The organism is Vibrio sp. D404a (assembly GCF_030248535.1).
Classification (GTDB): Bacteria; Pseudomonadota; Gammaproteobacteria; order Enterobacterales; family Vibrionaceae; genus Vibrio.
The window spans coordinates 62,275-86,230 of record NZ_JAHGAJ010000044.1; the positions used below are offsets into that span (position 1 = coordinate 62,275).

A 23,956-nucleotide genomic window follows, 5' to 3' on the forward strand; every position below is an offset into this window, starting at 1 on the left:
ATATATCGTGCCGCAAGAAGCACACTTGATGTTTAAGTTTTTGTTTACTGTTTATTGACCATTTGGATTGAAGACATGTCATTACCACACGTAATTCTAACCGTTTTAAGTACACGCGATGCTACTGGTTACGATATCACTAAAGAATTCTCAGCAAGCATTGGATACTTCTGGAAAGCTAGCCACCAACAAGTCTACCGCGAGCTCAATAAAATGGCTCAAAATGAACAGGTGACTTGCGTACTAGAACCTCAAGAAGGCAAACCTGACCGTAAAGTTTACTCAATCACAGACGCTGGCCGTCGTGCACTAGGCGACTGGTTCGAACAACCAACCGCTCACCCAACTGTGCGTGATGAGTTCTCAGCAAAATTGATGGCTTGTGCTGTTCAGCCATCTGCAGCTTATCAAGTACAGCTTTCTGAGCTGGTTGAAGAGTCTCGCAAGCTGGTTTCTCACTACAAAGAGATCGAAGCGGCTTACTACGCAACGCCGTCAACTTTAGACAAGCAAGCGCGTCTAGAGCGACTAACATTGCGTCGTAACCTACTGATCCGTGAAGCTTGGATCATTTGGGCTGAAGAAGTTCTACTAGAGCTAGAAACGTTAGCGTAAGTTAGACACTGGTAGCTTTCACCAGTAATTAGATAGGCAAAAGGCTTGAATACTGAGTATTCAAGCCTTTTTTGTACCCACTAGGAAGGGTTTTAATTTATAGCGCTGCTACTTGAGGACGTACGCCTAGCGTATGACAAAGTGCGTAAGTCATCTCAGCACGGTTTAGCGTGTAGAAGTGGAAATCCTTCACCCCTTCACGGCTTAGTGTTCTTACCATATCAATCGCTTGGCTCGCACCCACTAGCTGACGCGTTGTTGGATCATCGTCTAGGCCTTCAAACTGCTTCGCCATCCAACCCGGTACTTTCACGTTGTTCATCGCCGCAAAGCGTGATGCTTGTTTGAAGTTAGATACAGGTAAAATGCCCGGTACGATCTCAACATCGATGCCTGCAGCCACACAGCGGTCACGGAAACGTAGGTAGCTCTCAACATCAAAGAAGAACTGAGTAATCGCACGGTTGGCACCCGCATCAACTTTACGCTTTAGGTTAAGTAGGTCCGCTTGCGCACTTTTTGCCTCTGGGTGAACTTCAGGGAAAGCGGCGACTGAGATGTCGAAATCATGGCGTGCTTTAAGCAGTTCAACGAGGTCAGAGGCATACATCTCTGGCGCACCGCCACCAGGTGGAATGTCACCACGTAGAGCAACAATGCTCTGAATGCCATTCGCCCAGTAGTCGTCTGCGATTTGAATCAGTTCGTCACGGCTTGCATCAATACACGTAAGGTGAGGCGCTGCCACTAGGCCAGTTTGGTCTTTGATCTCTTTGATGATTGAGTGGGTACGGTCACGTTCACCGGAGTTGGCACCGTAAGTTACTGAAACAAACTTAGGCTGGAGTGTTTTTAGACGGTGTACAGAATTCCACAGTGTCTCTTCCATCTTCTCATTGCTTGGTGGAAAAAACTCAAATGACACATTAATGTTGTCAGAAAGCTCAGCAATGTTCTGATTCAAAGCGTCTATGTGACTTGCGTGTGTGTATCCCATCTTACTCTCCCTGTGGCCAACTCAACCACTAAAAATCTCAAATCCTCAAACCGACGTTTAGACGTCTATATGTCCACAGAATGTATTGAATACGATTTAATGTCAACAGATCCATTATGAATTTTTCTCAAGTTGATCGTGAGGAATCTTCAAGTCGATAAGTGGATCGCAAAGCAATAATAACGTACAAAAAAGGCTGAAAAACACATTGTGCTTTCAGCCTTATTTATCTTAGTGGATAGTATGCTATTTACGCTTACAAACCATCGATCTGAGTTTTAGAACAAGCTCGACATTCTGTTCAAATCAGACTGAATCGCACCAGCCGTTACCTCACGACCCGCACCCGGTCCACGAATCACCAATGGATTATCTTTGTACCATTTGCTCTCAATCGCAAAAATATTGTCACAAGGCAGCAAGTTCGCCAGAGCATGCTCTTTCGATAGAGCCTCAACCCCAACAGTTGCCTTACCATTCTTCTCAAGACGAGCAACATAACGCAGAACTTTATGCTGAGATTGCGCTTTCTCTAGACGCTCAGCCAGCACTTCGCTAAGTACCGATGCCTTGTCAAAGAAGTCATCAACAGAAAGGTCTTGTAGCTCTTGTGGTACCAAAGATTCGACTTTAACGTTCTCCGGCTCAATATCGAGACCAGACTCACGCGCCAAAATAACCAGCTTACGCATCACATCAGAGCCGTCTAAGTCAGCACGAGGATCAGGCTCCGTTAAGCCCTGCTGCCACGCAAGGTCCACCAACTCACTAAACGGCACCGTGCCATCAAATTGTTGGAACAACCATGACAGTGTGCCCGAGAAAATACCTGACAGCGCGATGATGTCATCGCCGCTCTCACGTAAATCACGTACGGTGTGGTTAATTGGTAAGCCCGCACCAACCGTTGCGTTATAAAGCCAATGACGACTGATCTTAGCAAACGCATCTTGCACTTGGTGGTAGTACTCGCTCGATGCTGAGCCAGCAACTTTATTAGCTGAAATGAGGTGGATACCTTGCTGAGCAATGTCGAGATACTTGTCTGCTAACACCTTACTCGCAGTAACATCCAGCACCACCACTTCGTCATAGCCTTGAATAGAGCCCAGTTTAGTTAGCCATTCGCTGCCTTCATAAGCAACCGCTTCGTCACCAAAGCGCTTCACCACTGCTTGTGCATCGATGCCTTGTTCGTCATACCAATAAGTTTGACTATCAATCACCGCGACCAACTCAAAGTTCATTCCACGACGCTTTTCTAGCTCAACCTTTTGCTCAGCAAACAGTGATAGCCAGCTCGAGCCAATGTTGCCCTTGCCACACAGCGCAATCGCAACGCGCTTCTGAGCTTGGAACAACTGAGAGTGGATGCCTTTAACTAGGATATCGGTTTCAGATTTGCGCACCACAGCAACCAGACTTAATCGAGAGCGAGACTCAGAGATAAACTCAACCGGTGCACTCTTTAATTGTTGGTAGAAACCATAGCAATGATTCGGGTTCTTAGTCACACCCGCACCAACCGCGGCAACCAGCGAGAAGCCCTCTTTAAGTTTGATTTCAGCTTCGATAGCGTGGTCTTGCAGATACTCCAACGCTCCACCTGCGATCTCTTCGGTGTAAGCGAGACGCAGACAGTTTTGATCCGCTTGTAGCTCATAGGCCAGTGGCTCTAGCTGAGCACGCTTCAACCCTTCTAGCACTTCGCTTTCAAGGCGTTCAAAGTCATGACCGTGACCAAAGGTCAGCTGAATCAGTAATACATCATCTAACGACGTAATGATCTTAGCGCCGCGTCCCGACGCCAATACACGCTCAATCTGGGTAGAACCAGACTCAGGCTGATAGCTGCAGCGTAGGCTAAGATCCATCGCACTCTGCGCGACAGGTTGTAGTGTACGACTGTGAAGTACAGGTGCCGCCAGACGTGCTAGCTCACTCGCCTCATCTAAACGTAGCAAAGGCAGCAGACAAGCATCCGAGACCAATCTTGGGTCAGCACTGTACACGCCGGCAACATCACTCCAGATGGTCACACGATCCACTTCAGCCAGTGCGCCAATCACCGTTGCAGAGTAGTCTGAACCATTACGGCCCAGCAGTACCGTTTCGCCAATGCTGTTTTGAGCCATAAAACCGGTAATCACCACGCGACAGTGCGCGTGTTGAGCTAGAGATTCTTTGATCAGGGCGTATGAGCGAGCGCGATCCACTTCTGGTTGAGCCCCCGCTTCTGCACGAAGAAAATCACGAGCATCTTGAGCAACCGCTTGAAGGTCACTCTGGCATAGAAGAGCAGCCAACAAGCGAGACGACCAAACCTCACCATGACCAAGTACCGCTGCTTTTTCTGCCTCATTCAGCGGTGCTGTAAGCTCACCTAACGCGGTAAACTCGAGTTGAAGACTTGCTGTCAACTGTTCAGCCGCTTCACCGTCTAGCAGCTCTGAGACCAACTCCAGTTGGAATTGACGCAGCGATTGCAGACACTCATGAGCCAAGCGGCCATCTTTATCCAGTGCCTCTAAGAATTCGATCAATCGGTTAGTCGTTTTGCCTGCCGCAGACACCACCACTAAATCGGTGTCATTCGAGTACTCTTTAAGAATACTCACGACACGCTGATAGCACTCAGGGTTTGCCAAACTGCTACCACCAAATTTATGCAATTGGCGAAAATTAGCCATTACTTGCTCTCCCCGTTCTCAATGAACTGTTGTGCTTTCGCGAAAGCTTGTTCAAGGTCAGCAATCAGGTCTTCTGCATCTTCTAGACCGACTGACAATCTCAATAGCTGATGAGAAACACCCGCCTCAGCCAAGGCTTCTTCACCCATTGCGCGGTGTGTCATTGAAGCAGGGTGACAGATCAGACTCTCAACACCGCCCAAAGATTCTGCCAGTGAAAACAGCTCCAGCTCGCCAACAAAGTGCTTAAGCGCCTCAAAAGAACCCGCAAATTCAAAACTCAGCATAGAGCCAAAACCCGATTGCTGCTTCTTTGCGATTTCATGACCCGGGTGCTCCGGTAGGCTTGGGTGATAAATGGTATCAACCAAAGGTTGTTTCTGTAGCGCCGTTAGAATCTCACGTGAGCTCTCTTCATGGACACGCATACGCGCACCTAGGGTACGAATACCACGTAGCGTCATGTAGCTATCAAATGGTGTCCCCGTCGCACCAATACAGTTGCCCCACCAAGCCAGCTCTTCAGCATGCTCTTCCGTTTTGGTGATCACAACGCCGCCAATCACATCTGAGTGACCATTGATGTATTTGGTTGTAGAGTGAATAACAAAGTCCGCACCCAGCTCTAAAGGCTTTTGGAACACAGGTGTCAAAAAGGTGTTATCGACCGCCACTAGCGCACCCACCTCTTTCGCCTTGCGGCAAGTCTCTGCAATATCCACCACGCGAACCAACGGGTTAGATGGCGTCTCTAGTAAGATCAACTTAGGCTTGAGAGCGATCGCTGCATCGAATGCTGCTTGATCCGATTGATCCACAAACAGCACTTTAAAATCGCCTTTTTGTGAACGAGTGTTAAACAGACGGTAAGTACCACCGTAGCAGTCGTGTGGCGCTACGATCAGGTCATCACTACCGAGAAAAGCAGAAACCCACAGATTCAAAGCAGAGGTACCACAGTTAGTGACCACAGCTCCCTTACCAGACTCCAATTCAAACAGCGCTGTCTCTAGCAAACCACGGTTTGGGTTGCCTGAACGCGTGTAGTCATACTTAGGCACTTCACCAAAAGCGGGAAAACCGTAGTTAGTCGACAGATAAATGGGTGGAACTACGGCATGATGTTGAGTGTCTGACTCGATACCAGTACGTACGGCGATGGTTGCTGGTTTCCGGCTGCTCATAGGTGTTTCCTTACAGGTTTTGGCGTCTGAGAGTCACAGCGGCTTGTCGGGGTTTTGCGGCTGTGTTAGATATATGTTATTCACTTTACTTTCATAAGAATGAGACGTCAACACTTCTAGACGTCTATATGTCTTTGCTTATGGCGGTAAATCCCGCTAAAATCACCCCTATTAATTTAATCTAACAACTAAAGTGATGAAGGTACGCAATGGCCGACTGGAATGGTGAATACATAAGCCCATATGCTGAGCATGGAAAGAAAAGCGAACAAGTAAAGAAAATTACAGTTTCTATCCCTCTAAAAGTGTTGAAGGTTCTCACTGACGAGCGTACTCGCCGCCAGATTAACAACCTACGCCATGCAACGAACAGTGAACTGCTATGTGAAGCTTTTCTACATGCGTACACGGGCCAACCACTACCAACGGATGAAGACCTGCGTAAAGACCGCCCAGACGATATCCCTGCTGAAGTGAAAAAGCTGATGACAGAGATGGGTATCGAGTTCGAAGCGTTTGACGAAGAATAAAAATAACTCAGTCACTACCTTCATATTTGATTCGCTTTAGCTGAGCCATATTGATTGCCGAAATCATCTAACATGAATTTCAGGCATAAAAAAACCGACTCCAGATGAGTCGGTTTTTTATTATTCTCTTCGCTCTACTGCACGACGATTACGCCATCCAGTCTCTATGACATATGCATCTACGACATATGCTCCTATGCCATATAGTTTGCTGGCATCTCGATACGAGCCACACCAGAATCAACCGCTGCTTGAGCAACTGCTTTTGCTACGCGAGGCAATAGACGTGGGTCCATTGGCTTAGGAATAATGTAACCATTACCAAACTCAAGCGCTTCTGCACCTGCTGCTTTTAGTACGTCTGCAGGAACTTCTTCTTTCGCAAGTTCACGAATCGCTTCCACTGCCGCTAACTTCATTGCATCGTTGATTTCGCTTGCACGAACATCCAATGCGCCACGGAAGATGAATGGGAAACACAGAACGTTGTTTACTTGGTTCGGGTAATCACTACGGCCAGTACCCATGATAAGGTCGCTACGAACTTCGTGAGCAAGCTCTGGCTTGATCTCTGGATCTGGGTTAGAACACGCGAATACGATCGGCTTGTCAGCCATCAGCTTCAGCGATTCTGCTGGTAACAGGTTAGGACCTGATACACCTAGGAATAGGTCTGCACCTTCAATGACATCTTCTAGAGTACGCTTGTCAGTGTTGTTCGCGAACAGCTGCTTGTATTCGTTCAGATCGTCACGACGAGTGTGAATCACACCTTTACGGTCTAGCATGTAGATCTTCTCACGCTGCGCGCCACACTTGATCAGCAGTTCCATACACGCAACTGCCGCTGCACCAGCACCCAAACAAACAATCTTACACTCTTCCAGCTTCTTACCTTGAAGCTCAATCGCGTTCAGCATACCCGCAGCTGTTACGATCGCCGTACCGTGCTGGTCATCGTGGAATACTGGAACGTCACAACGCTCGATTAGACGGCGTTCAATTTCAAAACAGTCTGGTGCTTTGATGTCTTCTAGGTTGATGCCACCGAATGTATCGGCAATGTTCGCTACTGTATCTACGAACTCATCGATTGTGCGGTGTTTTACTTCAATATCGATAGAATCTAAACCTGCAAAACGCTTAAACAGGAGCGCTTTACCTTCCATTACTGGTTTAGAAGCAATAGGACCTAGGTTACCTAGGCCAAGAATCGCTGTACCGTTAGAGATAACTGCAACCATGTTGCCTTTACCTGTGTACTTATAAACGTTATCCACGTTCTGTGCGATTTCACGAACTGGCTCAGCCACACCTGGGCTGTAAGCAAGGGCCAGATCTTCTGCAGAATTTGCAGATTTTGTCAGTTCAACGGCAATTTTGCCCGGAATTGGGAACTCATGATAATCAAGAGCTTGCTGACGGAATTGTTCTTGAGGTGATAGTTCTTCAGATTGAGCTTGGAGAGTGTCATCAGACATGGGTGTAGGTTTCCTAGAATATTATTATTTGGGGGAATCCATTTTATATTAATGGATGTACTTCAAAGTTCCTAGGTGGTAAAGCCCCCTGTCTCATTAAAAAACGAGAATTCACTACTAATAAGACCAGTGCCCAGTTGAAATTACTAAACGCCAGATAACAAAAAAGGACACCGAAGTGTCCTTTTTCATGTCTACTAAGCGAGAATTACTTCTTGCTAGATAGAGCACCGAAACGCTTGTTGAAGCGATCTACACGGCCGCCTGTATCAACGATACGTTGCTTACCAGTGTAGAATGGGTGACATTTGTCACATACGTCTAGGTGGATAGAATCTTTACCTAGAGTAGAGTTGAATTCAAATGTGTTGCCGCAAGAGCAAGTAGCTGTTACAGCTTTGTATTCTGGGTGGATACCAACTTTCATGGGAAAACCTCAATTAGGCCGTGTCGCCATCCGATTCTAAGCCGGACACCACACGTTGTTAAAAAATAGATTAAAGACACCGCATCTCACGAAAACGTGATAAAGCCATACCTTTAAGGCGCCGTATAGTAATGAATCTGTGAGGCAGGATCAACCAGTTTGGATGATTTTTTCGCCACTATTATACGATTTCTTCTTTTATTGCCTTTTTATGCTTTGCATAAGTACATCGACCACTTTCATCGGCGAACTGTTTCTCGAATTTAGCGCCCTTATCCTTTAGACTGGTCGCCCTGCACTCTCCAGAATTAACAAGCGAATCTATGCGTCCAACGATAGCCCGAGTGGCTCTGCCAGTCCCTTTAGACAGACAATTTGACTACAAAATCCCAGGTCATCTGTTTCCTATCATTGGTGGACGTGTATCGGTTCCTTTTGGTCGTCAAACGCTCACCGGCATCGTGACCGCACTAGTGAACGAATCAGAGTTTGAGTTCGACAAGCTTAAGCCTATTAAAGCGCTGCTGGATAACCAACCTGTATGGCCCGACTCGGTCTACTCCTTGTTAGTATGGTGCAGCCAGTTCTATCAATACCCGTTAGGCGAAACCTTTGCTAACGCACTCCCAAGCGCACTGCGTAAAGGAAAACCAGCTGACTTCGCTACACTCGTCGAATGGCAAATAACACCATCAGGCAAAGACCAACTGATGCAAGGCTTTGGACGCGCAGTCAAACAAGCCAAAGTGATGCACTTGCTTGAGAATGGCCCAGTGCCACATCAAGAGTTTATTGACCAAGAGATCTCTAGCTCGGTACTCAAAACCCTTGAAGAGAAAGGCTGGATTGAATCACGCGAGAAAAAGCCTACTCGTTACGCTTGGCCAAGCGATCTTGAAAACGACCAAGACAAGCCAAAACTCAACGAAGAACAAGCGATCGCGATTGCAACGGTGAATAGCCAAACCGACTTTGGCTGCTTCCTATTAGAAGGGGTTACGGGTTCGGGCAAAACAGAAGTTTACCTAAATATGATTAAGCCGGTGCTGGAGCAAGGCAGACAAGCCTTAGTTTTGGTTCCTGAAATCGGCCTGACCCCACAAACCATCAACCGCTTCAAGAGACGCTTCAATGTACCCATCGAAGTAGTACACTCGGGGTTAAATGACTCTGAGCGCCTCAACGCATGGTTATCTGCTCGCGATAAAATCGCAGGCATTGTGATTGGCACTCGCTCGGCGCTGTTTACGCCGTTTGCTGACCTCGGCATCATTATTGTCGACGAAGAGCATGACGCGTCATATAAACAACAAGATAGCCTGCGTTATCATGCTCGTGATGTGGCTATTATGCGCGCCCACAAAGCGCAGATTCCAATTGTGCTTGGCTCAGCAACCCCTGCATTTGAAACCCTACACAACGCGCAAGTTGGCAAGTATGGCCATCTGACATTGAGCTCACGTGCGGGTGCAGCCGTACCAACCACTAACAAGGTTCTGGATGTTAAGGGGGAGTACCTTGAGAGCGGCTTATCGGCCTCATTGATTGCTGAGATGCAAAGACACCTCAAGTCCGGTAACCAAGTGATGCTGTTCTTAAACCGTCGTGGCTTCTCTCCAGCATTGATGTGCCATGACTGCGGTTGGACGGCAGAGTGTAAGCGCTGTGATGCCTACTACACCTATCACCAATACAGCAATGAGATACGCTGCCACCACTGTGGTTCTCAGCAGCCCATTATACACCACTGCCAAGGGTGTGGTTCATCGAATCTAGTTACGGTCGGTGTCGGCACTGAGCAGCTTGAAACCCAACTAGGACAGCTATTCCCTGAATACAAAACCATTCGTATTGACCGCGACAGTACTCGCCGTAAGGGCAGTTTAGAGAATGCACTAGAATCCATTCGTCGTGGTGAATACCAGATTTTAATCGGCACTCAGATGCTGGCCAAGGGGCACCACTTCCCAGACGTCACGCTGGTTGCGCTGCTCGACGTCGATGGCTCGCTCTACAGCAGTGACTTTCGAGCTTCAGAGCGATTAGCTCAACTCTTCATTCAAGTTGCCGGTCGTGCTGGGCGCGCAAGTAAGCCGGGCGAAGTGATTCTGCAGACGCATCACCCAGAACATGGCTTGCTGCAGGCACTACTGCATAAAGACTATAACCACTTTGCTCAGACCGCGCTGGCCGAGCGAAAGCAGGCGATGCTGCCACCCTATACCTTTATGACCCTGTTCCGCGCAGAAGCGAATGACCCACACCTTGTTGAAGAGTTCTTGAGACAGGTGCGCCACACTTTAGAATCGCACCCACTGTTTGACCAGTTCTGTATGGTACTTGGGCCAACGCCTGCCCCACTAGCAAAACGAGCAGGGAAATCGCGCTGGCAGCTGATTTTGCAGACGCAAACTCGCTCACTAATGCAGAAGCTATTAATGAGTGCAAAACCTGCGATAAATTTGTTGCCCGCCGCAAAAAAGGTACGCTGGTCGCTCGACATTGAGCCGCAAGATCTCAGCTAAACCTTACTGGGTTAAAATTAATGATAGGTTTATTCACAGATATTTCATATTTATCGTGAGCAACTTCACACTAGTCATGTGATTTTTGTTAATCTAGCCGTAACTTTGTGTCCGCTAAACACATAAAATATTGCAATAAAAAAAGTGTTAGCAACACTTTCATAATATCAATCAATTATATAACTATTCACGCCTTAGTCAGAGGCAGCAAAGGAATTAGAGAGGGTTTAATTTATGGCGACAATGAAGGATGTTGCCCAGTTGGCAGGTGTCTCTACAGCGACGGTATCACGAGCGCTAATGAACCCTGAAAAAGTATCGGTGACCACTCGTAAGCGAGTTGAAACAGCGGTACTCGAAGCTGGATACTCACCCAACACTTTAGCTAGAAACTTACGTCGCAACGAATCTAAAACCATCATCACTATCGTTCCTGATATTTGTGATCCCTACTTCGCTGAAATCATTCGCGGCATTGAAGACGCAGCCGTCGAAAACGACTACTTAGTTCTACTCGGTGACAGCGGACAACAAAAGAAACGTGAGAGCTCATTCGTAAACCTCGTCTTTACGAAGCAAGCGGATGGCATGTTACTGCTCGGTACCGATCACCCATTCGATGTCAGCAAGGCGGAACAGAAAAACCTACCGCCAATGGTCATGGCGTGCGAATTTGCCCCAGAGCTTGAGCTACCAACCGTTCACATCGATAACTTAACCTCTGCATTTGAGGCAGTGAACTACCTTGCTCAATTAGGCCATAAACGCATCGCGCAAATCTCAGGTCCAACATCGGCAACCCTATGTCAGTTCCGTCAGCAAGGCTATCAACAAGCACTGCGCCGAGCAGGGGTTACTATGAACCCTGCCTACAGCACCGTGGGTGACTTTACCTTTGAAGCAGGCGCACAAGCGGTGCGTCAACTGTTGGCACTGCCAGAGCAACCCACCGCCATCTTCTGTCACAATGACGCAATGGCGATTGGTGCGATTCAAGAAGCGAAGAAGCTGGGTCTGCGAGTGCCACACGATCTCTCAATCGTCGGTTTCGATGACATCCAATTTGCACAGTACTGCGATCCACCGCTGACCACCATTTCACAGCCTCGCTATGAGATCGGTCGCCAAGCGATGTTAATGATGCTCGACCTTCTTAAGGGCAACGATGTTCAAGCGGGTTCTCGCCTACTTGAAGCAAAACTGGTCGTTCGTGGCAGTACGGCACCACCCCGCCTTTAGTTCATGAAAATAGACACATAAATCTGCGGCACATTTTGATGTGCCGCTTCCATTTCTACACTATTATCCTCGCGCATTCTGGATTACCATGGGTGCAGAATCACCAACATTTGAAAGACTTGTGGCTAATAGAGATTATGTGAAGCGCGGTCGTGGAAACAACCGCACGACGAAAAAACCTGCCCCTCGCCGAAAACCATGGCGCAGTGGTCTTTTGGCGATCTTACTTGCTGGCGGCTTTGGCTACGGCTTGTATCTATTGAGCAATGATCCTGAGCCACCACCGCCGACTGTGGTGACAAAGCCCAAGCCAAAACCTAAGCCAGCTAAGGTTATCCCGCCGCCACCAGAGGAGAAGTGGGATTACGTTGAAACCTTGCCAAGCCGTGAGGTGGAAGTTAAAGCCAAAGAGCAGCAGATTTCGAAGATCCCATATATCATGCAGTGTGGCGCTTACAAAACCTCTGCTCAAGCTGAAGCGCGCAAGCTGGACATCGCCTTCCAAGGCATCTCAAGTGAGATCCGCAAAAAAGAAGGCAGCAGCTGGTATCGTGTGGTACTTGGCCCATACAAGCTTAAACGAGACGCCGAGCGCGATCGCCACAAGCTACAAAGAGCTAAGATCGAGCCGTGTGCGATTTGGAAAGACCAATAAAGATAATCATGAAAACCTCCGCTTTAGGAGGTTTTCTCTTTTTCAGCCTCCGCGCTTTTCTGCTATCTCATCAGCAATAATTACCCCACATCTACCAAGGCAACTTGAATTCTCAGTAGGCCATCCTCATATTGTTTTTATACCCAAAGATAAAAAGATAAAGAGGCCCTACTCGTGACTACCATTGTATCTGTACGTCGTAATAATAAAGTCGTCATCGCGGGTGATGGACAAGTATCTCTAGGCAACACAGTAATGAAGGGCAATGCCCGTAAAGTGCGTCGCCTATACAACAATAAAGTACTGGCTGGTTTCGCTGGCGGTACTGCAGACGCTTTCACGCTATTCGAAAAATTTGAAAGCAAACTGCAAATGCACCAAGGCCACCTGACCAAAGCTGCCGTTGAGCTTGCGAAGGATTGGCGTAGCGATCGCGCCCTACGTAAACTGGAAGCCCTACTGGCCGTAGCTGATGAAACTGCGTCTTTGATCATTACTGGTAACGGTGACGTAGTGCAGCCAGAGCATGACCTGATTGCGATCGGTTCAGGCGGTAACTTTGCACAAGCGGCAGCGACAGCCCTACTAGAAAACACCGATTTAGATGCGCGTGAAATCGCAGAGAAGTCACTGACCATTGCTGGCGACATCTGTGTATTCACCAACCATCACCACACTGTTGAAGAACTAGAAAGCACCGTTGAGCTACCGAAGCCGGAATAAGACTCAAACCAATATTGCATCCAACAGTGACTCAAGAATTAAGGAATAAACATGTCTGAAATGACCCCTCGTGAAATTGTTCATGAACTGAACCGCCACATCATTGGCCAAGAAAACGCGAAACGCTCAGTAGCAATCGCTCTACGTAACCGCTGGCGTCGTATGCAGCTTGAAGAGAGCCTGCGCGTTGAAGTTTCACCAAAAAACATTCTTATGATTGGTCCAACGGGCGTTGGTAAGACTGAAATTGCACGCCGTCTAGCGAAACTGGCGAACGCACCTTTCATCAAGGTAGAAGCGACCAAATTCACCGAAGTGGGCTACGTAGGTAAAGAAGTAGAGACCATCATTCGTGACCTAACCGACGTTGCGATCAAGATGACTCACCAGCAAGCGATGGAAAAAGTAAAATTCCGCGCTGAAGAGCAAGCTGAAGACCGTATCCTAGATGCTCTACTGCCACCAGCACGTGACGCTTGGGGTCAAAACGAGCAAGCCGATGAAAGCTCATCAAACACTCGTCAGATTTTCCGCAAAAAACTGCGTGAAGGTAAGCTAGACGACAAAGAGATCGAAATCGATGTTGCTGCACCGCAGATGGGCGTTGAAATCATGGCGCCTCCAGGCATGGAAGAGATGACCAACCAACTTCAAGGCATGTTCCAAAACCTTGCAGGCGACACTAAGAAGAAGCGTAAGCTTAAGATTAAAGACGCATTCAAGGCACTGACTGAAGAAGAAGCGGCGAAGCTGGTTAACCAAGAAGAGCTGAAAGAGAGCGCAATCTACAACGTTGAGAACAACGGTATCGTATTTATCGATGAGATCGACAAGATCTGTAAGCGTGGCGACAGCTCTGGTCCAGACGTATCTCGCGAAGGTGTTCAGCGTGACCTACTGCCTCTGATTGAGGGCAGCACAGTATCAACCAAGCACGGCATGGTAAAAACTGACCACATCCTATTTGTGACTTCAGGTGCATTCCAAGTGGCTAAGCCATCGGATCTCATCCCTGAGCTACAAGGTCGTCTGCCAATCCGCGTTGAACTTGAAGCTCTATCAAGCAATGACTTCAAACGCATCCTAACAGAGCCAAAAGCGTCTCTGACTGAGCAGTACACTGCACTAATGAAGACTGAAGAAGTCGACGTTGAGTTCACTGAAGATGGCATCACACAGATCGCAGAAGCAGCATGGCAAGTAAACGAAACCACAGAGAACATCGGTGCGCGTCGTCTACACACGGTTATGGAACGTCTAATGGATGAAATCTCATTCGAAGCGACCGACAAAGCGGGTAGCAAGCTTGTCATCGATGCGGATTACGTGAAGTCTAAACTGGGCGAATTCGTTGAAGACGAAGATCTAAGTCGCTTCATTCTGTAGCACAAAAATATCCAACTTGTTGCTCTAACGCAAAGAAACAGCAAGCTGATAGCGTATTTCAAGGCCCACTCTCGAGTGGGCTTTTTATTACCCAAAAAATGAGCGTATACTCAAAATACGGTATGACACTGTGTCCTTACAACGACAAATAGACCTACGATGAAACAATCTCTACTGATTTGGCTTGATGCCGCACGACCAAAAACTCTGCCTCTCGCACTCGTCTCTATTCTTACAGGAAGTAGTTTAGCGTTCGCCAGCGATCAGTTTTCTTTATCTATCGCTTTGTTGGCTTTTCTCACCGCCACTCTGCTGCAAATCCTTTCCAACCTCGCCAACGACTACGGTGATGCGGTAAAGGGTACCGACAATGACAAACGCTTGGGACCAATGCGTGCGATGCAGTCGGGCGCCGTCTCGGCCGCAACCATGAAGCAAGCCATCATTTTGAACATCGTATTCACTATGATTGCAGGACTTATCTTAATCTTTCACGCCCTGACCTCAATTGAGAGCATCCTCTCGTTCATTGGTTTAGGTGTATTAGCGATTGCGGCTGCGATTGCCTATACGGTAGGTAACAAACCTTACGGCTATATTGGCCTAGGAGACCTGTCGGTATTCATCTTCTTTGGTCTGCTTGGCGTCTCTGGGACTTACTTCTTGCACACTGGACACGTAGAGCCAAGCTTGTTCCTACCGGCTTTAGGGTGTGGTTTGATGGCGGTTGCCGTACTCAACATCAACAACATGCGTGACATCGAAAACGACAGCGAATGTGGTAAGCGCACCATGGCGGTTCGACTCGGTCAACGCCGAGCCAAGCAGTATCACTTCATGCTTCTCAGTGTGGCAGTAATCGCGTTTGCTAGTTATCTGCTTATTCAAGACAAACCCGCTTGGATCAGCCTGCCATTTTCATTGAGCATTATCGCTATCTATAAACACGGTAAGGCCGTTTGGAATACGGAAAAACCTGCACAGATTGCGCCAATGATGCCCGTCATCGTCAAATGCTCACTGGTGACTAACTTATTGTTTGCTGGTGTTGTTGTAGCTCAAACTCTATTGACATAATTCAGACTAATCATTGCAAAGGGATCGAGCACCGATATACTCAAAGTAAGCTCATTGTTCAAAAGGTACGCGAATGGAATACAACACTTCAGCACTGTGCGACATCTATCTAGACCAAGTGGATGTGGTAGAGCCGATGTTCAGCAACTTTGGTGGGAGAGCCTCCTTTGCTGGACAGATCACGACATTGAAATGCTTCGAGGACAACGCACTGATCCGTTCCGTGCTCGAACAAGACGGTCTAGGACGTGTGTTGCTGATTGATGGTGGCGGTTCATTGCGTAAAGCGCTGATCGATGCTGAACTCGCGCTGCTCGCCGAAGACAATGAGTGGGAAGGTATCGTCGTGTATGGCTGCGTTCGTGAAGTGGACGAGCTAGAAGACATGAACTTAGGTATTCAAGCTCTGGCCTCTATCCCGGTTGGTGCCGTTCAAGACGGTGTGGGTGAGGTTGATATCCCAGTCAACTTCGGCAGTGTTAGCTTCCTGCCTGAAGATTACCTCTATGCCGATAACACAGGCATCATCCTCTCGCCGGAACCGCTCGACGTTGAATTTGAACTCGACGCCGAAGAAGACGAGAGCGAATAGAACAAACAAAAATGCCCGCTAACTGATTAGCGGGCATTTTTATTGTCAGCGTATTATCGCGAACGCTATGGATTACTCTACTTCGTCCATTTTGCCTAGTAGGTTGCGAATGCGATCTTGCCATGCTGCATGCTCTTGCTGCATTTGCTGAGTTTTTTGCTCTAGCTCTTCACGGCTTGCTTTTAGCTCACCAGCTTCTGTCGCTAGTTGCTGTTTCTCTTCTTTTAGCTCTTCTACTTCCATTTGCAGAAGTGCAATAGTATCAACTGCTGTTTGAATTTTTGCTTCTAGTTGCTCTAGTACTTCAAAAGACATTCTGGCCTACCTTTAAGTTATCCATTTGATGTTGAAGGTTCACTCCACTTATTGCCCCATTCTACTCAGCGAAGCACGGATAAACACTCTATATATTCGATATTTTGCGCCATTCGATGAAAAAAACATCGCTTTTTACCGAATATTGACGTTATTTGTGTCAGCACTGTTAGCTCACTGATTATTTCAGTGAATATTTTAAAATTTCCCCACTGTTTTGATCGTGAACAAAGCCACAAAAGCAAAAAAGCAAACGTTTCCTTTGAACTATGGTAAAATCCGCCGCGAAATTTCTATTCCCCCTTTGAAAATTTTGGAGTCCGCATGAAACGCGATTTAGCAATGGCATTTTCTCGTGTCACTGAAGGTGCAGCACTAGCAGGTTATAAATGGCTTGGCCGTGGTGATAAAAACGCTGCCGATGGTGCCGCAGTAGAAGTCATGCGTAGCCTACTGAACAAAACCGAAATCAGCGGTGAAATCGTGATCGGTGAAGGCGAAATCGATGATGCACCTATGCTGTACATTGGTGAGAATGTGGGTGTTGGTGGCGATGCTGTTGATATCGCTGTTGACCCAATCGAAGGGACTCGTATGACGGCGATGGGCCAGTCAAACGCACTGGCTGTACTGGCAGCCGGTGAAAAGGGCAGCTTCCTAAAAGCGCCTGATATGTACATGGAAAAGTTAGTGGTAGGCCCTGGCGCTAAAGGTGCCATTGACCTAGAAAAGTCACTGAAAGAGAACCTAGAGAACATTGCAAAAGCGCTTGGCAAATCGCTAGATACTCTGGTTGTGACTACCCTAGCGAAACCTCGTCATGACGAAGTGATCGCAGAGATGCAAGCGATGGGCGTACGCGTATTTGCAGTGCCAGATGGTGACGTAGCCGCGTCTATCCTAACTTGTATGCCAGACAGCGAAGTCGACGTAATGTACTGCATCGGTGGCGCACCAGAAGGTGTGGTATCAGCAGCGGTGATTCGTGCACTAGATGGCGACATGCATGGCCGCCTACTTCCGCGTCACGAAGTGAAAGGTGACAACGAAGAGAACCGTAAACATGGCGAACTTGAGCTTGAGCGCTGTGCTGAAATGGGCGTAACCGCTGGTATCGTTCTGAAAATGGAAGACATGGCACGCAGCGACAACGTTGTGTTCTCAGCAACGGGTATCACTAAGGGTGACCTACTAGAAGGCATCACTCGTCAAGGTAACATTGCTACCACAGAAACTCTGCTGATTCGTGGTCGTTGCCGTACAATTCGTCGCATCAAGTCGATTCACTACCTAGAGCGCAAAGATCCAGAAGTGATCGGTCATATTCTTTAATAGAGACCGTTATTCGATTCTCTCTAAGGCTGGCACACTCGTGCTGGCCTTTTGTTTTTATACCATGCTGATTTCATGGCTATAGTAAATGGTTTGCTTTATTAATACCTTGCCTCATAATAGTAGGGTTCATAAGGTAGGGATTGTATGAAAACGAGCGACAGAATTTTACACACCATCAAGCGCCATGGAGCCGTGACTGCTAAACAGCTTGCACAAGAGTTTGGCATGACCACCATGGGAGCAAGGCAGCACCTTCAAAGCCTTGAAGATGATGGGATTCTGGCGTTTCATGACGTGAAAGTAAAAGTCGGCCGCCCAACGCGCCACTGGTCACTGACACAGCAAGGCCACAACCAGTTTTCAGATCGTCACGGTGAGCTCACTATTCAGTTTATTGATGCCGTTGAGAACCTTTTTGGTAAAGAAGGACTTGCTAAAGTTGCCGCAGAGCGTGAGCAATCTACCCTCAAGCAATACCAACAAGCTTTAATCGGTTGTGATGATCTCCTTAGCAAACTGCAGACCCTCACTCAGTTGCGTGAAGACGAAGGCTACATGGCAGAACTGCACAATGAAGGCGATCACTACGTCTTGATTGAGAATCACTGCCCTATCTGTAAAGCTGCTACGCGCTGCCCAAGCCTGTGCCAATCAGAGCTGAATGTGTTCACCGAGCTGCTTAAAGATGACTGTAATATCAGTCGCTCAGAGCACATCATTGCAGGCGAACGTCGCTGCACTTACACCGTGATTCCCTTTTAATCACGCTACAGGCCACTGTCTCAAATTTGAGAAGATCTCAAACTGAACAAAAAATAACCAAATTTCTTTCTTAAGCTTAAAGCATCTCACTCACGATGCATTACTAAGGAAAGAAAGATGGGACATCCTCAACCCGATCTCAAACTGCCTCCTTTCGACGAATTGGTTAAGCTTGCTCAGCGTGACCCAAAAGCGTTCAACCAACTCAAACATGATATGTGCGAGCAGATGATATGTTCCGCTTCCAATATCATGCAAGACCGACTGCGCGCCCAGCAAAGCCACATCGATTTGGTGGTGAGCCGTTGTAAGAACCCACACCATACTAACGTGGTGTTGATGCGAGAGCTCCGTTGTCAGGTGTGTAAATTCCAAGAGGCACTTCAAGGCAACGGCGCAATATCAGAGCCACCAACCGCCAATGTTATCCCCTTCAAACCTAAATCAGTAGACTGACTCTCAAACAGACTAACCCTTAGGGAACAGGCACAAAAAAGGAGGCGCAATGCCTCCTTTTCTTAAATCTGTTATACGCTAGGTTGCGAGTTACTGCGGCTCATCACCATAGTCGTTACGACCTTCCGTACCCTTCAACAAGCCACACTCCACTAAGATCCACACACCACACACCAGTGCAGCAACCGTTGCAACCATATGTAGTGGAGAGACAGTATCTGTGGTTGTAGCGGCCATTGGCGAGGCCAAGCGGCCCAACACCAAAGGCACATTCAGCAGTAGCCACATGTTTGATTTGTTACGGTCGTGCCAACGCTTCGCCGTTACCGCTAGGTCTGGAATAACCAACATCAACAAAAATACAGGTAATAAGATGTAAGAGTATGCAGGGAACAGCACCGAAATCCCTGATGCAAAGCCTGTGATGGCTACGTAATAGAATACGTTCCAAATCCAATAGGTTTTTCGGTTGATTCTTCCTTTAAAGGAAAACAGTAACTCTTTCATCGACATCTTAAATACACTCTAATTTGGATGCGGCCAAACTGGGCTGCAAAAATTAATTGATCACTTTTTGAAAACAGTTGATGTCCATATCACGAATGTTCACTGTCAGGCTTCTTACATGGCTAGCTTGCTCTTGCAGTACCACCATTAGCGCGCGTGACAGCTCTCTTTTCTGCTCTTCAGTACGGCCAGAAAGTAACTCAAAACTGATATGAATAAAGTCCACACTGTCGTCCTCTTCCCCAACAAGCCAATTATGGCAACGCAGTGAACGGGACTTAACAGAAGGCGCATCAAACAACCCACAGTGTAATGCAACTTGATGGAGATCTTCTAGCAAACCTTGTACATTCACTCGCTCATCCACCGAGTTTGAGTACTCAAGAACTAAATTTGGCATGGTTACTTCCTATTCTTCACGCAATCGTTTGTCCTTTAATATCAATTAACCGTGAAAAATCCGAGGAGTTCACTATTATTCTGTCTGTTGGATCACTGATATCTGTCTATTATCTACTCTGACCAATCGATAAGATCCCATAAAGACATGACCACAATCATGATCTAACGCGTTTTATCTGTTATATTCTTACGAAGATTTTTTACATTAATTGATTAAATACGGAGATATTCCTATGCGTCGTCCTGTAGTGATGGGTAACTGGAAACTTAACGGTAGCAAAGCAATGGTAACTGAGCTGCTAACTGGTCTTAACGCTGAACTTGAAGGCGTTGAAGGTGTAGACGTAGCAGTAGCTCCACCAGCACTTTACATCGATCTAGCTGAGCGTCTTATCGCAGAAGGCGGTAACAAAATCATCCTAGGTGCACAAAACACTGACCTAAACAACAGCGGTGCTTTCACTGGTGACATGTCTCCAGAAATGCTGAAAGATTTCGGTGCTTCTCACATCATCATCGGTCACTCTGAGCGTCGTGAATACCACAACGAATCAGACGAGTTCGTTGCTAAGAAATTCAAGTTCCTACAAGAGAACGGCCTGAAGCCAGTTTTCTGTATCGGTGAATCTGAAGCTCAAAACGAAGCTGGCGAAACTGAAGCAGTATGTGCACGTCAAATCAACGCAGTTATCGACGCTTACGGTGTTGAAGCTCTAAACGGCGCAATCATCGCTTACGAACCAATCTGGGCTATCGGTACTGGTAAAGCAGCAACAGCTGAAGATGCACAACGCATCCACGCTTCTATCCGTGCAATGATCGCAGAAAAAGACGCAGCAGTAGCTGAGCAAGTAATCATCCAATACGGTGGTTCTGTTAAGCCAGAAAACGCTGAATCTTACTTCGCACAACCAGACATCGACGGTGCTCTAGTTGGCGGTGCAGCTCTTAACGCAGCTGGTTTCGCAGCTATCGCTAAAGCAGCAGCTAAAGCAAAAGCTTAATTTAGACTTCTCAGTTTAAATTAAAGAAAGGGTCAACTTAGGTTGGCCTTTTTTATTGCCTGCAGTTTAGTCACGTCCTCCTAATTCAGCCTGTTTCTTTAGACACAAAAAAACCGCTGACAATGCAGCGGCTCTTTACATTTTTAGACCAAGACCGGCTTAGAATAGCTCTTCAGCAACCTTGAATAGGTCTGAACGATCTGGGTTTTGCATGTTCTCGATACAGTCGATGATATCGTGGTGAACAAGCTGTTCTTTCTCGATACCAACACAACGACCACCGTGACCTTCTTTAAGTAGGTGAACGGCGTAGTTACCCATGCGAGAAGCCAGTACGCGGTCGAATGCTGTTGGGCGACCACCACGTTGGATGTGACCAAGAACCGTTGCACGAGTCTCACGACCTGTCGCTGCTTCGATCTCTTTCGCGAGCTCATTCGCATCCATCATTAGCTCAGTCAGAGCGATGATTGCGTGCTTCTTACCCTTGGCAATGCCATCTTGGATGTTTTGGATAAGTTGCTGTTTATCTAGGCCAGTTTCTGGAGTAATGATGTATTCACAACCACCCGCGATCGCAGACATAAGGGTAAGGTCACCACAGTGACGGCCCATGATTTCTACGATAGAGATACGTTGGTGAGAAGATGATGTATCGCGTAGACGGTCGATGTTGTCGATAACCGTGTTTAGCGCTGTTAGGTAACCGATTGTGTAGTCAGTACCTGCGATATCGTTATCGATAGTGCCAGGAAGACCGATACATGGGTAACCCATTTCAGTTAGCTTCTTCGCGCCCATGTAAGAACCATCACCACCTACAACAACAAGTGCTTCGATGCCGTGTTTCTTCAGGTTCTCGATACCTTTTTGGCGAACTTCAACTTCTTTGAACTCAGGGAAACGTGCAGAGCCTAAGAAAGTACCACCACGGTTGATTACGTCAGAAACACTAGAGCGATCTAGCTTCTTGATGCGATCTTCAACCAGACCTAGGTAACCATCGTAAATGCCGTAAACTTCGATACCAGCAGACAGTGCTGTGCGAACAACACCACGTACCGCCGCGTTCATACCAGGTGCGTCACCGCCACTTGTTAAAACACCGATTTTCTTAATCATGCTCACCCTCAATATTTGGGAATTTATTATTCAATTCTTGCTCTTGCTGATTGTATATCAACAAGATTTTAAATCTATATTTGTGCGCTATGTTACATTTACTCAACAGGAATACCACTCAAATCGCACAAAATTATGTAACTTTTCTACTTCTGTAGGAGTATTACAGTTTTAGTCAATAACTTTGTTGATTCACATCAGAATCAACATTAATTGTTATCGGCTGGTTTTTATATCACCAAAGTATTAGTGAATTTTACTCAATGTAGCCCAAAAATACCTCACTTACCATTTAGGCTAAATGAAGAATATACCTACCAAGATTGAAACTTTTGTTGCTTCTCTGGGCCAAACACCACCGAATACGGATCTTGGTGAATGAGTACATCAGCATCTGGGAAAACCGATAGTAACTTGTCCTCAACTTCATCAGAAATGCGATGCGCTTCAATAAGTGGCATCTCATCTTGCAGCTCTAAGTGCAACTGAATAAAACGAATTGGGCCAGAGCGTCGAGTTCTTAACTGGTGTACGCCCAATACCCCTTCGATACTCAGCGCAGTTTCCTTAATTTGAACCAGCTCTTCATCGGGGAGTTTTCTATCGAGCAGAGACTGAATCGCCTCCATCACCATTTGATAAGCGCTGTAAAGAATGTAGCCACCAATCGCCACGGCAAAAATCGGGTCTGCTTGACCAAAGCCAAACCAGCTCAAACCTAACGCCAGCATGATGGCAGCGTTCATATAGAGATCCGATTGGTAATGAAGGGAGTCCGCGGCGATCGCTTGGCTACCGGTTTTCTTGACCACGTGTTTTTGAAAGCGGACAAGACCAAAGGTCACTAAGATGGCGAATAGGCTGACGTAGATACCAAGTTCTGGCGAATTAAGTTCTTGTGGTCTAAAGAAGCGATCAACCCCGTTGAGAATCAGGAAACAGGCAGAACCGGAGATAAACATCGCCTGTGCTAAGGCCGCTAGTGATTCGGCTTTACCATGACCAAAGGTGTGTTCCCTATCAGCGGGTTGCAGCGAGTAACGCACCACCAATAGATTGACTAATGAGGCGGCAATGTCGAGCAGTGAGTCGACCACTGAGGCCAATAGGCTCACTGAACCTGTCACCCACCAAACAGCAACTTTTACGACCAATAAGAGTGTCGCTACGATAGTGGCTGCCCAAGCCGCAAGTGTCACAAGACGAGCATATTCTGCTTTCATATTCTGGATGTCATTGGAAACATTGCTCAAAGTATAACCTGACAACAACCGATTGAATATGATCGCTAATCACTTAAATTTTTGTAATCGCGATCAAAAAAAGCGACACATGGCCGCTTCTTTCGTTTTGCTCATCTCACTCACGTGTGGTGTCACGCTCAATGATTAGCTGTTTTTGTTAGCACGCTTTTCCATTTTTTCAGCACACTTATTCATGCGCTCTTGCTGCAGTTCAGTCAGCTTAGTTTTTTGCTCTGGCGTTAGCACGCTCAACATCTCGTGTTGTTTCTTCAACATAGTCACGCGACGCTCTGTTTGTTTATCTACCATTTGGCTCGCAAGCTCATTCGCTGCTGCTTCATCGAAGGTATCAGCTAGAACAAGCGCTTGAACTTGTTCGCGGTGCGCCTTCATCTCTGCCATTTTTTCAGTCTTGTTCGCAGAACGCTTCTCTTTCATTGCAGCTCGGTCAGCTTCACGCATCTCTTTCAGTTGGTCTTTCTGCGCATCAGTCAGGTCTAGTTGACGCATCATTTTCTTGTCGAAGCCGCCACATTTGCCATGCATGCCTTTGTGGTCACCCTTATCACCACCACCAAACGCATACGCACTTGCTGTACCAAACACTAGTGGAAGAGCTGCAGCTGCTAGTACAAGTTTCTTAGTCATTTTCATAATCTTTGCCTCAAATTGGTATAATCATTTGTGT

24 protein-coding genes are annotated in these 23,956 nt (G+C 47.1%); 13 read left to right on the forward strand and 11 right to left on the reverse strand.

What is annotated here, in order from left to right; genetic code table 11:
- The first annotated feature begins 75 nt into the window (after nucleotides 1-75).
- Nucleotides 76-615, forward strand: coding sequence for a PadR family transcriptional regulator (locus KI655_RS21855; protein WP_285408630.1), 540 nt, complete (start codon nucleotides 76-78; stop codon nucleotides 613-615).
- Nucleotides 616-712: 97 nt separating this feature from the next.
- Here KI655_RS21855 and metF read toward each other — a convergent pair whose 3' ends face one another.
- From metF to KI655_RS21870, 3 genes are all read right to left on the reverse strand, one after another.
- Nucleotides 713-1,612 (reverse strand): methylenetetrahydrofolate reductase, encoded by a 900-nt coding sequence (gene metF, locus KI655_RS21860; protein ID WP_285408632.1) that lies wholly within the window; start codon nucleotides 1,610-1,612, stop codon nucleotides 713-715.
- Nucleotides 1,613-1,890: 278 nt separating this feature from the next.
- Nucleotides 1,891-4,302 (reverse strand): bifunctional aspartate kinase/homoserine dehydrogenase II, encoded by a 2,412-nt coding sequence (locus tag KI655_RS21865; RefSeq protein ID WP_285408634.1) that lies wholly within the window; start codon nucleotides 4,300-4,302, stop codon nucleotides 1,891-1,893.
- On the reverse strand, nucleotides 4,302-5,486 hold the full coding sequence (locus KI655_RS21870; RefSeq protein WP_285408635.1) for an O-succinylhomoserine (thiol)-lyase: 1,185 nt from the start codon (nucleotides 5,484-5,486) through the stop codon (nucleotides 4,302-4,304). Before KI655_RS21870 ends, KI655_RS21865 begins: the two co-directional genes overlap by 1 nt.
- A 209-nt stretch (nucleotides 5,487-5,695) precedes the next feature.
- Between KI655_RS21870 and metJ the strand changes: the two genes are divergently transcribed.
- Nucleotides 5,696-6,016, forward strand: a complete 321-nt coding sequence (metJ, locus tag KI655_RS21875; protein ID WP_004415993.1) for a met regulon transcriptional regulator MetJ — start codon at nucleotides 5,696-5,698, stop codon at nucleotides 6,014-6,016.
- A gap of 194 nt (nucleotides 6,017-6,210) precedes the next feature.
- On the opposite strand, the gene KI655_RS21880 is transcribed toward metJ, so the two are convergent.
- Both KI655_RS21880 and rpmE read right to left on the reverse strand, forming a co-directional pair.
- A complete protein-coding gene (locus tag KI655_RS21880) occupies nucleotides 6,211-7,497 on the reverse strand; it encodes a malic enzyme-like NAD(P)-binding protein (RefSeq protein WP_285408651.1) in 1,287 nt (428 codons plus the stop codon).
- A gap of 208 nt (nucleotides 7,498-7,705) precedes the next feature.
- A complete protein-coding gene (gene rpmE / locus KI655_RS21885) occupies nucleotides 7,706-7,924 on the reverse strand; it encodes a 50S ribosomal protein L31 (RefSeq protein ID WP_032549979.1) in 219 nt (72 codons plus the stop codon).
- Nucleotides 7,925-8,247: 323 nt separating this feature from the next.
- On the opposite strand from rpmE, the gene priA reads away from it, so the two are divergent.
- The 7 genes from priA (at nucleotide 8,248) to rraA (ending at nucleotide 16,121) form a co-directional block, all read left to right on the forward strand.
- On the forward strand, nucleotides 8,248-10,449 hold the full coding sequence (gene priA, locus KI655_RS21890) for a primosomal protein N' (protein ID WP_285408654.1): 2,202 nt from the start codon (nucleotides 8,248-8,250) through the stop codon (nucleotides 10,447-10,449).
- Between the two features lie 234 nt (nucleotides 10,450-10,683).
- Nucleotides 10,684-11,688: a DNA-binding transcriptional regulator CytR gene (gene cytR, locus KI655_RS21895; protein WP_285408655.1), complete on the forward strand. Its 1,005-nt coding sequence runs from the start codon at nucleotides 10,684-10,686 to the stop codon at nucleotides 11,686-11,688.
- A gap of 121 nt (nucleotides 11,689-11,809) precedes the next feature.
- On the forward strand, nucleotides 11,810-12,343 hold the full coding sequence (locus KI655_RS21900) for an SPOR domain-containing protein (RefSeq protein ID WP_285408657.1): 534 nt from the start codon (nucleotides 11,810-11,812) through the stop codon (nucleotides 12,341-12,343).
- Between the two features lie 174 nt (nucleotides 12,344-12,517).
- A complete protein-coding gene (gene hslV / locus KI655_RS21905; RefSeq protein ID WP_150893224.1) occupies nucleotides 12,518-13,066 on the forward strand; it encodes an ATP-dependent protease subunit HslV in 549 nt (182 codons plus the stop codon).
- Between the two features lie 51 nt (nucleotides 13,067-13,117).
- Nucleotides 13,118-14,452 (forward strand): HslU--HslV peptidase ATPase subunit, encoded by a 1,335-nt coding sequence (gene hslU, locus KI655_RS21910; RefSeq protein ID WP_285408660.1) that lies wholly within the window; start codon nucleotides 13,118-13,120, stop codon nucleotides 14,450-14,452.
- 159 nt (nucleotides 14,453-14,611) lie between these two features.
- On the forward strand, nucleotides 14,612-15,529 hold the full coding sequence (locus KI655_RS21915; RefSeq protein ID WP_285408661.1) for a 1,4-dihydroxy-2-naphthoate polyprenyltransferase: 918 nt from the start codon (nucleotides 14,612-14,614) through the stop codon (nucleotides 15,527-15,529).
- A 73-nt stretch (nucleotides 15,530-15,602) separates the two neighbouring features.
- The gene (gene rraA, locus KI655_RS21920) at nucleotides 15,603-16,121 is read left to right on the forward strand and encodes a ribonuclease E activity regulator RraA (protein ID WP_285408663.1); all 519 of its coding nucleotides are present in this window, start codon (nucleotides 15,603-15,605) and stop codon (nucleotides 16,119-16,121) included.
- Nucleotides 16,122-16,193: 72 nt separating this feature from the next.
- Here rraA and zapB read toward each other — a convergent pair whose 3' ends face one another.
- Nucleotides 16,194-16,436, reverse strand: coding sequence for a cell division protein ZapB (gene zapB, locus KI655_RS21925; protein WP_285408664.1), 243 nt, complete (start codon nucleotides 16,434-16,436; stop codon nucleotides 16,194-16,196).
- 324 nt (nucleotides 16,437-16,760) lie between these two features.
- Here zapB and glpX point away from each other — a divergent pair, with 324 nt between their 5' ends.
- From glpX to KI655_RS21940, 3 genes are all read left to right on the forward strand, one after another.
- Nucleotides 16,761-17,768 (forward strand): class II fructose-bisphosphatase, encoded by a 1,008-nt coding sequence (gene glpX, locus KI655_RS21930; protein ID WP_285408665.1) that lies wholly within the window; start codon nucleotides 16,761-16,763, stop codon nucleotides 17,766-17,768.
- A gap of 147 nt (nucleotides 17,769-17,915) precedes the next feature.
- The gene (locus KI655_RS21935; protein WP_285408667.1) at nucleotides 17,916-18,533 is read left to right on the forward strand and encodes a metalloregulator ArsR/SmtB family transcription factor; all 618 of its coding nucleotides are present in this window, start codon (nucleotides 17,916-17,918) and stop codon (nucleotides 18,531-18,533) included.
- Nucleotides 18,534-18,650: 117 nt separating this feature from the next.
- Nucleotides 18,651-18,989, forward strand: a complete 339-nt coding sequence (locus tag KI655_RS21940) for a DUF3135 domain-containing protein (RefSeq protein ID WP_285408668.1) — start codon at nucleotides 18,651-18,653, stop codon at nucleotides 18,987-18,989.
- Between the two features lie 90 nt (nucleotides 18,990-19,079).
- Here the strand turns inward: KI655_RS21940 and KI655_RS21945 are convergent, their stop codons facing one another.
- The gene (locus KI655_RS21945; protein ID WP_285353854.1) at nucleotides 19,080-19,502 is read right to left on the reverse strand and encodes a DUF805 domain-containing protein; all 423 of its coding nucleotides are present in this window, start codon (nucleotides 19,500-19,502) and stop codon (nucleotides 19,080-19,082) included.
- 46 nt (nucleotides 19,503-19,548) lie between these two features.
- Nucleotides 19,549-19,896, reverse strand: coding sequence for a 5-carboxymethyl-2-hydroxymuconate Delta-isomerase (locus tag KI655_RS21950; protein WP_285353855.1), 348 nt, complete (start codon nucleotides 19,894-19,896; stop codon nucleotides 19,549-19,551).
- A gap of 235 nt (nucleotides 19,897-20,131) precedes the next feature.
- Between KI655_RS21950 and tpiA the strand changes: the two genes are divergently transcribed.
- The gene (gene tpiA, locus KI655_RS21955; RefSeq protein ID WP_285408670.1) at nucleotides 20,132-20,902 is read left to right on the forward strand and encodes a triose-phosphate isomerase; all 771 of its coding nucleotides are present in this window, start codon (nucleotides 20,132-20,134) and stop codon (nucleotides 20,900-20,902) included.
- Nucleotides 20,903-21,061: 159 nt separating this feature from the next.
- On the opposite strand, the gene pfkA is transcribed toward tpiA, so the two are convergent.
- The 3 genes from pfkA to KI655_RS21970 all read right to left on the reverse strand — a co-directional run bounded on the left by pfkA (nucleotide 21,062) and on the right by KI655_RS21970 (nucleotide 23,922).
- Nucleotides 21,062-22,024 (reverse strand): 6-phosphofructokinase, encoded by a 963-nt coding sequence (gene pfkA / locus KI655_RS21960; protein ID WP_285408671.1) that lies wholly within the window; start codon nucleotides 22,022-22,024, stop codon nucleotides 21,062-21,064.
- Nucleotides 22,025-22,338: 314 nt separating this feature from the next.
- Nucleotides 22,339-23,247, reverse strand: coding sequence for a CDF family cation-efflux transporter FieF (gene fieF / locus KI655_RS21965; RefSeq protein WP_285408672.1), 909 nt, complete (start codon nucleotides 23,245-23,247; stop codon nucleotides 22,339-22,341).
- Between the two features lie 165 nt (nucleotides 23,248-23,412).
- Nucleotides 23,413-23,922 carry a CpxP family protein gene (locus tag KI655_RS21970; RefSeq protein WP_285408673.1) on the reverse strand — a complete coding sequence of 170 codons (510 nt, stop codon included), beginning with the start codon at nucleotides 23,920-23,922 and terminating at the stop codon, nucleotides 23,413-23,415.
- Nucleotides 23,923-23,956 lie beyond the last annotated feature (34 nt).

Bases quoted from the DNA above. Each gene is read 5' to 3' on its own strand.
- KI655_RS21865 (WP_285408634.1), bottom strand. From the start codon at position 4,302: ATGGCTAATTTTCGCCAATTGCATAAATTTGGTGGTAGCAGTTTGGCA.
- fieF (WP_285408672.1), bottom strand. From the start codon at position 23,247: ATGAAAGCAGAATATGCTCGTCTTGTGACACTTGCGGCTTGGGCAGCC.
- tpiA (WP_285408670.1), top strand. From the start codon at position 20,132: ATGCGTCGTCCTGTAGTGATGGGTAACTGGAAACTTAACGGTAGCAAA.
- KI655_RS21855 (WP_285408630.1), top strand. From the start codon at position 76: ATGTCATTACCACACGTAATTCTAACCGTTTTAAGTACACGCGATGCT.
- KI655_RS21940 (WP_285408668.1), top strand. From the start codon at position 18,651: ATGGGACATCCTCAACCCGATCTCAAACTGCCTCCTTTCGACGAATTG.
- KI655_RS21970 (WP_285408673.1), bottom strand. From the start codon at position 23,922: ATGAAAATGACTAAGAAACTTGTACTAGCAGCTGCAGCTCTTCCACTA.
- hslU (WP_285408660.1), top strand. From the start codon at position 13,118: ATGTCTGAAATGACCCCTCGTGAAATTGTTCATGAACTGAACCGCCAC.
- KI655_RS21880 (WP_285408651.1), bottom strand. From the start codon at position 7,497: ATGTCTGATGACACTCTCCAAGCTCAATCTGAAGAACTATCACCTCAA.
- priA (WP_285408654.1), top strand. From the start codon at position 8,248: ATGCGTCCAACGATAGCCCGAGTGGCTCTGCCAGTCCCTTTAGACAGA.
- KI655_RS21935 (WP_285408667.1), top strand. From the start codon at position 17,916: ATGAAAACGAGCGACAGAATTTTACACACCATCAAGCGCCATGGAGCC.
- rraA (WP_285408663.1), top strand. From the start codon at position 15,603: ATGGAATACAACACTTCAGCACTGTGCGACATCTATCTAGACCAAGTG.
- zapB (WP_285408664.1), bottom strand. From the start codon at position 16,436: ATGTCTTTTGAAGTACTAGAGCAACTAGAAGCAAAAATTCAAACAGCA.
- cytR (WP_285408655.1), top strand. From the start codon at position 10,684: ATGGCGACAATGAAGGATGTTGCCCAGTTGGCAGGTGTCTCTACAGCG.
- KI655_RS21915 (WP_285408661.1), top strand. From the start codon at position 14,612: ATGAAACAATCTCTACTGATTTGGCTTGATGCCGCACGACCAAAAACT.
- rpmE (WP_032549979.1), bottom strand. From the start codon at position 7,924: ATGAAAGTTGGTATCCACCCAGAATACAAAGCTGTAACAGCTACTTGC.
- KI655_RS21945 (WP_285353854.1), bottom strand. From the start codon at position 19,502: ATGTCGATGAAAGAGTTACTGTTTTCCTTTAAAGGAAGAATCAACCGA.
- KI655_RS21870 (WP_285408635.1), bottom strand. From the start codon at position 5,486: ATGAGCAGCCGGAAACCAGCAACCATCGCCGTACGTACTGGTATCGAG.
- glpX (WP_285408665.1), top strand. From the start codon at position 16,761: ATGAAACGCGATTTAGCAATGGCATTTTCTCGTGTCACTGAAGGTGCA.
- KI655_RS21950 (WP_285353855.1), bottom strand. From the start codon at position 19,896: ATGCCAAATTTAGTTCTTGAGTACTCAAACTCGGTGGATGAGCGAGTG.
- metF (WP_285408632.1), bottom strand. From the start codon at position 1,612: ATGGGATACACACACGCAAGTCACATAGACGCTTTGAATCAGAACATT.
- metJ (WP_004415993.1), top strand. From the start codon at position 5,696: ATGGCCGACTGGAATGGTGAATACATAAGCCCATATGCTGAGCATGGA.
- pfkA (WP_285408671.1), bottom strand. From the start codon at position 22,024: ATGATTAAGAAAATCGGTGTTTTAACAAGTGGCGGTGACGCACCTGGT.